General features: G+C 52.2%; 13 protein-coding genes. 8 read left to right on the top strand and 5 right to left on the bottom strand.

What is annotated here, in order from left to right; genetic code table 11:
* Positions 1-511 precede the first annotated feature (511 nt).
* The 3 genes from HMPREF3119_RS17390 to HMPREF3119_RS17380 are packed head-to-tail and all read left to right on the top strand — an operon-like array spanning position 512 to position 3134.
* Positions 512-1300 carry a DUF3100 domain-containing protein gene (locus HMPREF3119_RS17390; RefSeq protein WP_004241147.1) on the top strand — a complete coding sequence of 263 codons (789 nt, stop codon included), beginning with the start codon at positions 512-514 and terminating at the stop codon, positions 1298-1300.
* A gap of 12 nt (positions 1301-1312) precedes the next feature.
* Positions 1313-1789, top strand: coding sequence for a hypothetical protein (locus HMPREF3119_RS17385; protein WP_004234713.1), 477 nt, complete (start codon positions 1313-1315; stop codon positions 1787-1789).
* A 19-nt stretch (positions 1790-1808) separates the two neighbouring features.
* Entirely contained in the window at positions 1809-3134 is a 1326-nt protein-coding gene (locus HMPREF3119_RS17380; RefSeq protein WP_083297298.1) for an amidohydrolase, read from the top strand.
* A gap of 52 nt (positions 3135-3186) precedes the next feature.
* On the opposite strand, the gene HMPREF3119_RS17375 is transcribed toward HMPREF3119_RS17380, so the two are convergent.
* Positions 3187-3663: a GNAT family N-acetyltransferase gene (locus tag HMPREF3119_RS17375; protein WP_015422284.1), complete on the bottom strand. Its 477-nt coding sequence runs from the start codon at positions 3661-3663 to the stop codon at positions 3187-3189.
* 135 nt (positions 3664-3798) lie between these two features.
* On the opposite strand from HMPREF3119_RS17375, the gene HMPREF3119_RS17370 reads away from it, so the two are divergent.
* Positions 3799-5286 carry a MocR-like pyridoxine biosynthesis transcription factor PdxR gene (locus tag HMPREF3119_RS17370; RefSeq protein WP_032098157.1) on the top strand — a complete coding sequence of 496 codons (1488 nt, stop codon included), beginning with the start codon at positions 3799-3801 and terminating at the stop codon, positions 5284-5286.
* Here HMPREF3119_RS17370 and HMPREF3119_RS17365 read toward each other — a convergent pair.
* The gene (locus HMPREF3119_RS17365) at positions 5283-6065 is read right to left on the bottom strand and encodes a sulfite exporter TauE/SafE family protein (RefSeq protein WP_004241156.1); all 783 of its coding nucleotides are present in this window, start codon (positions 6063-6065) and stop codon (positions 5283-5285) included. The two genes, HMPREF3119_RS17370 and HMPREF3119_RS17365, sit on opposite strands and share 4 nt — an antisense overlap.
* A gap of 148 nt (positions 6066-6213) precedes the next feature.
* Between HMPREF3119_RS17365 and HMPREF3119_RS17360 the strand changes: the two genes are divergently transcribed.
* Positions 6214-7206: a hypothetical protein gene (locus tag HMPREF3119_RS17360; RefSeq protein WP_070580422.1), complete on the top strand. Its 993-nt coding sequence runs from the start codon at positions 6214-6216 to the stop codon at positions 7204-7206.
* Positions 7207-7244: 38 nt separating this feature from the next.
* Here HMPREF3119_RS17360 and HMPREF3119_RS17355 read toward each other — a convergent pair whose 3' ends face one another.
* The gene (locus tag HMPREF3119_RS17355; RefSeq protein ID WP_004241158.1) at positions 7245-8729 is read right to left on the bottom strand and encodes an aldehyde dehydrogenase family protein; all 1485 of its coding nucleotides are present in this window, start codon (positions 8727-8729) and stop codon (positions 7245-7247) included.
* Positions 8730-9014: 285 nt separating this feature from the next.
* On the opposite strand from HMPREF3119_RS17355, the gene HMPREF3119_RS17350 reads away from it, so the two are divergent.
* Both HMPREF3119_RS17350 and HMPREF3119_RS17345 read left to right on the top strand, forming a co-directional pair.
* Entirely contained in the window at positions 9015-9344 is a 330-nt protein-coding gene (locus tag HMPREF3119_RS17350; protein ID WP_036418075.1) for a type II toxin-antitoxin system RelE/ParE family toxin, read from the top strand.
* The gene (locus HMPREF3119_RS17345; RefSeq protein WP_004234724.1) at positions 9341-9658 is read left to right on the top strand and encodes a helix-turn-helix domain-containing protein; all 318 of its coding nucleotides are present in this window, start codon (positions 9341-9343) and stop codon (positions 9656-9658) included. Before HMPREF3119_RS17350 ends, HMPREF3119_RS17345 begins: the two co-directional genes overlap by 4 nt.
* Positions 9659-9681: 23 nt before the next feature.
* Here HMPREF3119_RS17345 and HMPREF3119_RS17340 read toward each other — a convergent pair whose 3' ends face one another.
* Both HMPREF3119_RS17340 and HMPREF3119_RS17335 read right to left on the bottom strand, forming a co-directional pair.
* Positions 9682-10320, bottom strand: coding sequence for a LysE family translocator (locus HMPREF3119_RS17340; RefSeq protein ID WP_174525718.1), 639 nt, complete (start codon positions 10318-10320; stop codon positions 9682-9684).
* A 56-nt stretch (positions 10321-10376) separates the two neighbouring features.
* Complete coding sequence (locus HMPREF3119_RS17335) at positions 10377-11009, bottom strand: alanyl-tRNA editing protein (protein ID WP_070580420.1); 633 nt, start codon at positions 11007-11009, stop codon at positions 10377-10379.
* 100 nt (positions 11010-11109) lie between these two features.
* On the opposite strand from HMPREF3119_RS17335, the gene HMPREF3119_RS17330 reads away from it, so the two are divergent.
* Positions 11110-12021, top strand: a complete 912-nt coding sequence (locus HMPREF3119_RS17330; protein WP_015422282.1) for a LysR family transcriptional regulator — start codon at positions 11110-11112, stop codon at positions 12019-12021.
* The last annotated feature ends 69 nt before the right edge of the window (positions 12022-12090 follow it).

Raw genomic sequence — 12090 nt, 5'->3', positions numbered from 1 at the left:
TGATTTTTTACTGCCAGTCAAATATTTTGCCATAACGGTGATTGGAAGGTGTAATAAGATGTTCATCCCGGTACCTCCTGAATAAATTCAGTATTAAAACGGGGTTTTCATCATTATATAAAATCATTCTCATTAAAATCAGCGGACCGGAAAATTAAAAAAACAGGAGCCGCTTCACATTATTGTCTTATTTGAATATTTCTCTTTTTATTTTAATCAAAACCAATATCACTTATCGAATAATGTTTTTCACAAAATTATAGCATTTTATATCACATTGAAATTTAACGAATTATCTATTAATTAGTAACCCGAAATAAGTAGTCAGGACAGGGTTAATCAATAAATATTAATTTATTAATTTATGGCATGCCCAAAAGGCATGGCTGAGGAATTTTCGGAATATTGTCAGGAAAACAGTCCCGCGGGTAGTATGAATATGGAAAGGGTACGTTTTTTATATAAATACACACGAGTAATTCTCAATAACAATTCCTATAAAGGTAACACTATGGATATATTAAAAGATAGTAAGTTGCTTTTGGTTAGCTTATTTATCATTCTTCTTGCGGAAGCGATAGGGCAAATTAAAATCAGTCTGGTGATGGTTTTTCCGATGCTCTACTCCATGCTGATGGGTGGTATTATCAGCTTTCCGAAATTTAAAATCCTCAACGAAAAGAACATGGCGCATGCGACCTCTATCATGAGTGTGGCACTGGTGATCCTGATCGCCAAGCTGAGTACTTCCGTCGGGGCCTCCTGGGAAAAAATCATTCAGGCCGGTGGTGCGCTGGTTCTGCAGGAAGTGGGCCACTTTATCGGTACCATCATGCTGGGTCTGCCGCTGGCGATTATGTTAGGTATGGGCCGTGAAGCGGTCGGTGCCACCTATTCTGTCGGCCGTGAGCCGAACATTGCTATCATCGAAGCCAAATACGGCTTAAGTTCGCCGGAAGGCCGCGGTGTCATGGCAATGTATATCTGCGGTACGCTGTACGGTGCTGTCTGGATGGGGATCCTCGCGAGTGTGATCGCCGGTCTGGACATTCTCAGTCCGCTTGCTCTGGCAATGGGTGCGGGTGTCGGCAGCGGCTCGATGCTGGCGGCGGCGGTTGCCCCTCTGCTGGAACTCTATCCTGACCAGGCTGCGGATATTCAGGCGTTCTCGTCTTCCGCGAACCTGATGTCTTCTGTGTTAGGTCTGTACATCTATATTTTCTTCTCCTTACCGTTTGCGTCTTATCTGTACAACAAACTGAAAAGAAAACGTGCAACGGCGTCTGCGGATACTGAATAAGGATAACTAATCATGAAAAAGATGACAGAAATAGCCATAATCCTGGTTCTGGTGGTGTTCTTTACCGCGCTCGGCGATGCAGTCGGCGGGTCAATGTACGGCCGTGGTGAGTTCGGGCAGGTGTTCAGCGATACACTGCTGGCGATGACACTGCTGGGCGGTATGTCCTTCGCGGCATACCTGATCGCGATGATCCCGCCGTTAGGCAAACTGCCGGTGATCTTCTGGGTTTCCCTGATCGCCGCCGGTCTGTGTTCACCGCTGTTCCCGTATGACAAAGAAATGATTGCCATGACCGGTAAAGTCTCTATCGCGGTTATCAGTACCACAGTACTGGCCTTCGCGGGTCTTTCACTGGGTAAAGATATCGATAAATTCAAAGCGATTTCATGGCGCATTATCCCGGTGTCACTGGCGGTATTCTCCGGGACATTCTTATTTGCCGCACTTATCGGCCAACTGACGCTCACATGGAGTGGCGTTATCTGATCAGAGGGGAATATTCAGCATGACAATGACCAAAGAACAACTGAAAGCCAAAGTCTGCGAAGCGATTGCCGCCCGCAAGGGTGACATTAAAAAACTGGCAGAGAATATCTGGGCAGAGCCGGAGCTGGGTTATAAAGAGACCCGCACAGCGAAGAAAGTCGAAGCGGCATTTGATTCACTGGGTGTCAGCTACCGTAATCAGCTGGCGCTCACCGGGGTCAAAGCCCGCCTGAAAGGCGGAAAAGGCAGTAAACGCAGTGTCGCGGTGATCGGTGAGCTGGATGCCATTATCTGTGCTGAACACTCTGATGCGGATGACCAGACCGGCGCGGCACACTGCTGCGGTCACAATGCGCAGATCGCCAATATGATGGCGGTCACCATGGGGCTGGTGGATTCCGGGGCGATGGAATATCTGGCGGGGGATGTAGTGCCCTTCGCCGTTCCGGCTGAGGAATATGTGGAACTCGCTTACCGCAACAAGCTTATCGAACAGGGCAAAATAAGTTATATCGGCGGTAAGCCGGAGCTGATTTCCCTCGGTGAGTTTGATGATGTGGATATGGCGATGCAGATCCACCTGACCAGCGTCAAACCTGAGCGTGACAACGGATTTATTGAAATCTCCACCACCACCAACGGCTTTATCGGCAAGCTGATTAATTACAAAGGCAAACCGGCACATGCTGCGGCGGCACCGCATATGGGGATTAACGCCCTGAATGCGGCAATGATGGGTATCATGGGTGTGAATGCTATCCGTGAAACCTTTCAGGAGAAGGATTATATCCGTTTCCACCCGATCATCACCCAGGGCGGTGATTTGGTGAACGTGACCCCGAGTGATGTGCGCATGGAAAGTTATGTCCGTGCCTCAAACGTACCGGCGATGATCGATGCCAACGAGCGTATTACCCGTGCGCTGGTAGCCGGCGCCATGTCTGTCGGTGCCGAAGTGGAAGTGAAAGATTTACCGGGCTATCTGCCGCTGTACAACAATGACGTACTGAATGATCTGTTACAGCAGAATGCGGAAGGTCTGATTGGTGATGAAAATGTCTGGGTTGCCGAGCATATGACCGGCAGTACTGACACCGGGGATCTGTCCCATATCATGCCGGTCAGTCATCCGTGGATTGGTTCAGTGCGCGGCGGGCTGCACGGCAAAGATTATGTCGTTTTTGATGACGACATGGCCTATATCCGTCCGGCTCAGATGATGGCAATGACAATTATTGATTTGCTGTTTGATGATGCCGCCGGTGCGGAAGCCCTGATGGCGGAATATAAGCCGCTGATGAGTAAAGAAGAGTACCTCTCGTTTATCAGTTCCTTTAAGAACTGATCATCCCCCTGAAGGCCCGGAAACGGGCCTTTTTTATAGGACATGACTGCCATCATTTCAGCGGCATAATATATTCGATAGCACCGGATTTATTTGCCACCCAGTCATACAGACGCTGGCCACGGGTATTATCTTTATGGGTGTGCCAGTAGAGACGGCCGCACGGACGTGCCAGCGCCTGCTGCTGTACAAACTCAATCAGCTGTTTGCCGATATGCTGGCCGCGCACAGACGGATCCACATACAGGTCTTCCAGGTAACAAAACTCTTTTTCCGCCCAGGTGGAGCGGTGATAGAGATAATGCACGAACCCGGTGACTTTGCCGTTCATCCGCGCCACGGCACAGAACATCGGTTCTTTTTCATCAAAGAAACGTGACCAGCTGGTCAGCGTGACCTCTTCCGGAAAGCTGACTTTATAAAATTCCTGATAGGCCAGCCAGTGCGGCAGCCAGCCCGCATAATCATTCTGTGTGGCAGGCGCCACTGTCACCAGATCCGGTACGGATGATGTCATTGTATTATTCATGGTGTTTCCCTCATTATTCTGCATTCTGCTGTTGTGAAGAAAACGCGCGTTTTCCGTGATGTGAAGAGTACGTGTTATTTTGGTTCTTTATAAGATACACTTTTTATATTTTTAACAGATCCACTTCAGGTCACTATGCGAAAATCCGGCGCGGCAGCGTTCCCCGAATTACTGACAGGTAACGGGATCATCAAAGATCAGGTGTATCACGCTCTGCGTGAGGCGATCCTCAGCGGCCGCCTGCATGCGGGCAGCAAAGTGCCGTCCGGGCGGGCGCTGGCGGAGATGATGGGTATCTCCCGTAACTCGGTGATTGCCGGGTTTGAGCGGTTGCAGGATGAGGGTTATCTCATCACCCGGCGCGGCGCGGGTACCTTTGTGGCGGATAATCTGCCGGATCACGCCATCAGCGGACCGGTGGCATCCCCGGCGGATGAAACCGGGGAACTGGTAACCGCCAATATCAGCCCGCTGGCAGAAACATTGCTGTCGCAGCGTGTTGCATCCGGTGCGCCGTCCGATGCACTGTTTATGGTCGGTACCGGATGTGTGGATCTGTTTCCGCATGATGTCTGGGGGCGGCTGCTCGGCCGTGTCTGGCGTCAGTCCCGCTATGCGCTGCATACGCACAGTGAGCCGCACGGCTACCCGCCGCTGCGCCGGGCAATCTGTCATTATGTCCGTGCCACCCGCGGATTGCAGTGCGATGAGGACCAGATCCTGATTGTCAACGGCACCCAGCAGGCGATTAACCTGACAGTGCAGACGCTGTTACAGCCCGGGGATGAAGTCTGGCTGGATGACCCCGGCTATGATGGTGCGCGCGGGGCGTTTTTATCACAGCGGCTGACAGTGCGTCCGGTACGGGCGGATGAAGAGGGCATGGATGTGTATGACGGTCTGCGCCGCTGGCCGGACGCGAAACTGGTGTTCACCGCGCCGTCACATCAGTTTCCGGGCGGCGGTACACTCAGCCTGGCCCGGCGTTCGGCGCTGCTCTCCTGGGCGGCAAAGCACCATGTCTGGATCCTCGAGGATGATTATAACGGGGAGTTCCGTTATGCCGATCGTCCGCTTCAGGCATTGCAGGGGCTGGACAGGCATCAGCGGGTGATTTATGCGGGAACATTTTCCAAAATGCTCTATCCCGCCTTCCGGCTGGGATTTCTGGTCGTGCCGAAAGCGCTGATCCCTGCCTTTGAGGTGACAAAATATTATGCCGATACCGGCTGCGGCTATCTGGAGCAGGCCACGCTGACCCGGTTTATTAACGAAGGGCACTATGCGCGGCATGTGCGCCGGGTACGCAAAGCCTGTTATGAGCGGCGGCAGGCGGTGACGGATGCCATCAGTCAGTATCTTCCTGCGCTGCTGGCGATTGTCCCGAGTGACTCGGGGATCCACCTGTTATGCAGGATGAAAAACGGTGTTCCGGCACAGACGGTGATTCAGGCGGGACGGCAGTGCGGTATGGGCATGCAGCCGCTGGCCCGTTACTGCCGCCCGGATGCACCGCAGGAAGGGGTTTTGTTCGGGTTTGCCGCCTATCCGGCGGAGAAACTCACCGATGGCATCCGCCGCCTCGCGGAGGCGTTACAGGCACAGGGCGTGGTTACGGTTTAAAACAGATTCAGTGTCATCATCACTGCGCTGCACAGGATAAGGATCAGCGTGGCATACTGAAAAGCGCGATCCGGCATCCGCGTGAGCAGGATTTTGGTCAGCGGCATACTGAGCAGGGAACCGGCAAACAGCCACAACGCGAGACGGACATCCGTGTGTCCGTCCTGCATATAGGCAATAGCGGAAGAGCCGGAGAGCAGGGTGGTGACAAAAATAGAGGTGCCGATAGCCTGACGGATATCCATCTTCGCATAGCGCAGCAGCATCGGCAGTACCACAATCCCGCCGCCGACCCCTGTTGCTCCCAGTACCACACCGGCGGTGATCCCCGGCAGCAGCAACTCCCTTACTGACATGGGGGTTTCAGCCGTATCCGCCGGTAACGGAGGCGGAAAAAACATCCGCTGAATAAACAGCCACAGTGAAAACAGGATCGCCGCCACGACCAGCAGATTAATACTCTTTTCCGTGATCGCCTGCCAGGCCGGTACCGAGGCAAGCCATGTCACCAGCAGACTGGCACCGAAGGTGGCGGGCAGCATAATCCCCAGCACAATCATGGCGCGCCGGAGCGGAATATTGCCGAGTTTGTAGTGCAGCCAGGAGGAGGCGACCTTCATCAGCATGGAGAGAAGATTGGCGGTGGCGACGGCCATCAGGGCATTCATGCCGTAGAGATACGTCAGGATTGGCAGCACTATCACTCCGCCGCCGACACCGGTGGTGCTGATAATCAGCCCGGTTAAGGCGCCTGTGATCAGTGTTGTGATAATAGCCATTGTCCTTTCCCCGGGCCGGAACAAACAGGGGAGTTATCATACCCCATGGCGGGCGGATAAATACACTTAAGGATAATTCCGGTCAGGATTTCTCATTTTTTGCGCTATGATCACAACGGGTTTCCGGTGATTAAATAAAGGATGAGTCATGAAAAGGGGCGTATTTTTATCTGTGGTGATTGCATTGCTGGCCGGATGTAAGGAAACCCCGCCGCCTGCACCGGACGGATATTATGTGATTGATGATATTACCGTCACGTATGATAACCCGGCGGATAATGCGCCGGAGAACAGTGATCCGGAAAAAAATGTCAAAGCCGCCATCCGTGACACCATGGTCAGCCTGAAAGACTCCACATTTTTCTGGTTTGAGCCGGGCAGAGTCACGGTGGATAACAGCGGCAACCGTTTTGACAGTGATATTCATGGCGATACCTTTGATCTGAATAATATACAGACGACCTGGACATCACCGGACAGCGGACAAACCGTCTATCTGACCACGGAAAAAGAGGGCGCGTGCGGCTTCTTTAACTGTACCCTGAAAATGACCCTTTCCCGTGCCGATCATACCTCCGAAAAACTGGCCAGAATGAAAGCGGTATCTGATGTCAGAGCCGCCTCCTATGAAGCTTATCTGGAAACGCAGCGTCAGTATTACAAAGAGAACGGCTTCCCGCCGGTTCCCGGTGACACCATCAGAATGACAGAAAATATCTCAGTCACGCTGCCGGAAACAATGGCCATCGACCTGAAAAAACAGGAGGGCGGCGATTATGTCCGCGATATCGGCGGCCTTCATATTGAAAGCGATGATGATAATACGGAGATTTACCGCTTCCGTGATCCGCTCAGTGACGCGGAAGGTATTATTCATCTGGTGAAAGTCCCGAAATACCGCTGGCGTTTTGATGAATGGCTGAATCAGCAGAAAGGCATTATCTATCAGGAAGAGAACGGCGCGATCTATTACAACCGCTGGGGTAAGCCGGAATGCACCTATTTCCGCTATGACCAGAAAGAGCGGCGCTATGTGATTATTGTGGCGGAAACTGCGGATCAGATGATGATGCAGCAGATGTACAGTATTGCGCGATCTGCCGGGAAAAACCCGCCACCTGAAGCGAAAAGCAATAAATAAGTAAAAAAATGCCCGGCGTCGCCGGGCATTTACGTTAATTATGACTCTTTGGTGCTGATATAGATGTTTTTCACTTCGGTATAGGCATCCAGCATCATTTTATGGGTTTCCCGTCCCAGCCCGGAGTTTTTATAACCGCCGAACGGGGCATGCGCAGGCAGCTCATGATAGGTATTCACCCACATACGGCCGGTTCTGACCGCTTTCGCCACACGCAGTGCGCGGTTGATATCCTGTGTCCAGACCGCACCACCCAGCCCGTACTCGGAATCATTTGCCATCGCGACAACTTCATCCTCATCACTGAACGGGATCACCACCAGTACTGGTCCGAAAATTTCTTCGCGGGCAACCCGCATCTGATTGGTGACATTGGTGATAATCGTCGGCTTCATAAAGAACCCGGCATCCAGCCCGTCACTGGTCAGGCGTTCGCCGCCGGTGAGGATGGTGGCACCCTCTTTTTTTGCCAGTTCCACATAGCTGAGGATGGTATCGAGCTGTCCCTGACTGACCTGGCTGCCCATCTGAGTGTCTTTCGCCATCGGATCGCCGACTTTGACAGATTCAAAACGGGCTTTCAGTTTTTTCAGGAACTCATCGTGAATATCTTTGTGCAGGAACAGGCGTGAACCGGATTCACAGGCCTGACCCTGGTTCATCAGGATCGCGATAGCTGCATATTTGACGGCTTTTTCCATATTGGCATCCGGGAACACGATATTCGCCGATTTACCGCCCAGTTCCAGAGTGGCCGGGATCAGTTTTTTCGCGGCGGCAGCAGCAACAGTGTAACCAACGCTGGTGGAGCCGGTGAACGCCACTTTGTCCACATCCGGATGGTCAAGAATCGCCTGGCCGACCACAGAGCCGCGACCGGTGACAATATTAATCACCCCGGCAGGCAGCACATCATTCAGGATGCGGCCCAGTTCCAGCAGGGTCAGCGGGGTCAGGCTAGCCGGGTTTATCACCACGGTATCTCCGGCGGCAATGACCGGCGCCAGTTTCCAGGCAGCCATCAGCAGCGGGAAGTTCCACGGGATAATCTGACCGACAACGCCGAGCGGTTCGCGGATCACCAGACTCAGGGTGTTTTCATCCAGCACATCGGCCTGGTCGGAATGGGCGCGGATAGCTCCTGCAAAGTAGCGGAAATGGTCAATCGCGGCCGGTAAATCGATGGAAATAGCCTCATTATACGGCTTACCGTTGTCGAGGGATTCCAGGGTGGCGAAGCGCTCTTTTTCGGCTTCCAGGCGGTCGGCAATTTTCAGTAACAGCTGCTGACGTTCCGCAGGAGAGGTATGGCGCCAGGTTTCAAAGGTCTTTTTGGCGGCGGCAACCGCTGTGTTGACATCCTGCGCGGTACCGGCCGGATAATCTGCCAGTAATTCACCGGTTGCGGGATTAAATGTCTGGCTTTTGGCGTGATCACTGCTTTCGACCCACTGGCCGTTAATCAGCATTTTGTAGGATGGCTGAGGACGCAAAGCCTGTTCTATATCTTTCAGTTTAATCATTATTTTCTCCGTTCTGTCCGGGTGACTGATGAGCGCCGGAACGGCCTCATCGGGACAACAAGGCGTAAATACATGAGAACGTAACTGCACGTATTTATTAACGTCCTTAAACATTACCATATCAAACTATTAACGTGGCAATGAATTTGGCTATAACTGCAAAAGGCAGCATTAATTACCAAATTTATTTTTTTGCCATATTGAATAGAGTTATGGTATACAGTAATCATATTTGATTACATTTGGTGCGGACGATAAACTGAAAAGAAAACATTGGGATGAAGGATGTTTGAACTTTCAGTGATTAAAGCAGCAGAAAAAGAGATCATGAAGCTACCCGCAGGACTTAAAGCTGAGATGCTGACCGGGCTTGAAACCCTGCGTAAATACGGTGCATTTCTAAAAGAACCGGTTGTCCGTGACCTTCATCGTGACGGGCTGAAGGAGCTGAGGATCCGTTCTCATGAAGGGTGTGCCAGAGGGGTTTTCTTTTTTTACCGGGGAAACCATATAATTATTGTGCATGTCTTTCAGAAAAAAACGCAGAAAACACCAAAGCAGGTGCTAGAGTTAGCACATGAGAGAATGAAAGAAGTGATAAGGAGGCTGAAATGAGTCGTAATGATGATTATGATCTAGTCCCTTTTGAAGAGCTGAAAAATACATTACTTAAAGATCCTGAAGTCATTGATGCACTGGATGAAATTCAGGCACGAAAAGTATTGCTGGATACATTAAAAGCAGCGAGAAAAGCCCGGAAAATTACCCAGGCTGAAGTGGCTGAAAAAATGGCGACGCAAAAACAGAATATTTCCCGCCTGGAAAAAGGGGACTATGACCCGCAACTGGGAACATTGATTCGTTATGCAGACGCCATTGGCGGACGATTATCTTTTGATTTTCTGCCTGTAATTTCGGAGTCTGTCTGATAATACCGGCGGTTACCTTGCCGTTATACAGCCAGCAAAAGCCGCCCGGCAAACAGCAGCAGAATAGTGCCGATGACATTGTCGAACAACCGGCTGTGTGCAAGGAACCGCTCACGGATACGCTGGTGTGAGAACAAAACGGAAACGGCCATAAACCAGGCCGCATTCACGCCGCACATCCACACGCCGTAGAACAGTTTCACCGTCACCGGCGTGGACGGACTGACCAGCGTGGTGAACATGGCCAGGAAAAACAGCATCGCTTTCGGGTTGGTGGCGTTGGTCAGAAATCCCATCCAAAATGCCTTGCCGGCCGTTTGTACCGGGGCGCTATCCGGGCTCTCCGGGGCGATAGCGGCACTTGCGCCTTTACTGCGCAGAAACTGAATGCCCAGCCAGATAAGATAAGCCGCACCAATGTATTTCGCGGTATCCATCAGCCACGGTGTGGCCTGCATCAGGGCTGTCACACCAGCCAGCGTGTACACCACATGCACGGAAATCCCGGCGCCAATGCCGAGTGCGGTCATCAGTCCGGCTTTGCGTCCGTGATAAATACTCTGGCGCAGCGTCACGGCAAAGTCCGGCCCCGGCGAGACAACAATGAAAAAATGGACGAGCGCAAGCGCCAGAAATTCACTCTGGTTGAACAGATTCATCATAACCTCAGCAGATTAACAGGGGCGGCGGGAGTGCCGCCGCAGAGAGACAGGCTCCGTCAGATGACGTCGTACTGAACGGACAGAACGCCCTTTTTGGTTTTCACGGATTTCAGCACCAGTGTGCCGATCTCGCCGAGTGACTGCACATGCGTGCCGCCGCAGGAGTAAGGTTCAAAATCCGCAAAACGGATCTGAAACATACCGTCCTCATCCTGATAGAGATGGCAGGGGTGATCTGCGTCGATCAGCGCCTGACAGTGACGGCGGACATCTTCCGGATCCACGATCACCGGGGAACCGGCAGGAATATACTGGATCCTCCCTTCATCCGGCCAGTGATGTCCTTTGGTCGGTTTCCAGCCGAAAGTTTCCATCACATGAGAGAGCAGGTGTCCGCCGGTATGCAGCCTCGAGTGCAGCTGACGTTTCTCCGCATCGACATTCATCTGAACTTCACCGGGGGCGACCGGTATATCGGTGTAATGAATGATACCTTCCGGCATAAAAGCGGTGTGAAGAACAGTGGCGTCACCGAGTGTGCCGGTGTCTCCCGGTTGCCCGCCACCCTGCGGATGGAACAGGGTTTTATCGAGGATAACCGCATAGCGCCCGTCCTCTGCCGGACGGCATTCCAGGACAGTGGCGGTGCCCTGTAAGGCGCGGCTGGTCAGATAGCATTTTTCTGTCATGGTGATGTGTGCCTCATTATTATTGTGTCGTGTTGTCTGACATTGTATTGCAGGCACTGTCATATGATAATACGGCAAAAATGCAAAGGATTTATTCCCTGTGATCACAAATGAAACCCTCGCATTACTCGAGGAAATGGCGGTATTTGCCAAAGTGGTGGAAACCGGCAGTTTCTCGGAAGCTGCCCGGCAACTCGGCGCGACACCGTCTGCGATCAGCCGTGCGGTCTCGCGGCTGGAGCGTGCACTGAATACCCGGTTATTGCAGCGTACGACCCGCAAACTGCGTCTGAATGAGAGCGGCAAAGCGGTATATCAGCACTGTCAGGCGCTGGTGAATTCTGCGGGAGCGGTGATGAGTGCCAGCGGGCAGTTCAGTGAAACACCTTCCGGGCTGGTGCGTCTGGGCGCCCCGAAAGCACTGGGCTATTTTATGGTGCATCCGCTTATCAATGAATTCCTCGCAACGAATTCCGGTGTGAATGTGATGCTGCGTCTGGAAGATCGCTATATGGATCTGATTGATGAGGAAATCGATCTTGCCATCCGTATTACCAATGAACCGCCGCCGGGGCTTATCGGCAAGCGGCTGTTTACGGTCAGTCATATTTTATGTGCCACGCCGCAGTATCTGGCGGAATATGGCACTCCGTCTCATCCGCAGGAGCTGAAGGATCACAGCTGCCTGTTCCTCAGTGAGGAAGCGGCAGATACCCGCTGGCGTTTTCAGCAGGGGAATAAAGTGGTGTCTGTGAATGTGCACGGGCGTTATTCATCAAACCACAGCGGGGTGCGGCTCGGCGGGGTGAAATCACATCTCGGGATCGGCGGGCTGCCGGTATTTACGGCGCGTAAATCGCTGGAGAGCGGGGAGATTGTGCAGGTTCTGCCGGACTGGACGTTTAAAACCCGTTACAGCGGGGATGCCTGGCTGCTTTATCCGCCGTCGCGTTATCAGCCGCCGCATATGATGGTGTTTATTGATTATCTGGTGAAAAAACTGCGGACATAAAAAAAGCGCCTTAAAGGCGCTTTTTTTGTATCTGTCTGATTAATCAGAATGCTTTGCTGTATTTTGCAA

It is taken from the genome of Morganella sp. HMSC11D09 (assembly GCF_001807955.1).
Lineage (GTDB): Bacteria > Pseudomonadota > Gammaproteobacteria > Enterobacterales > Enterobacteriaceae > Morganella > Morganella morganii.
Note: the sequence above shows the minus strand (reverse complement) of the source record. Positions and strands in the feature narration are given on the sequence as shown.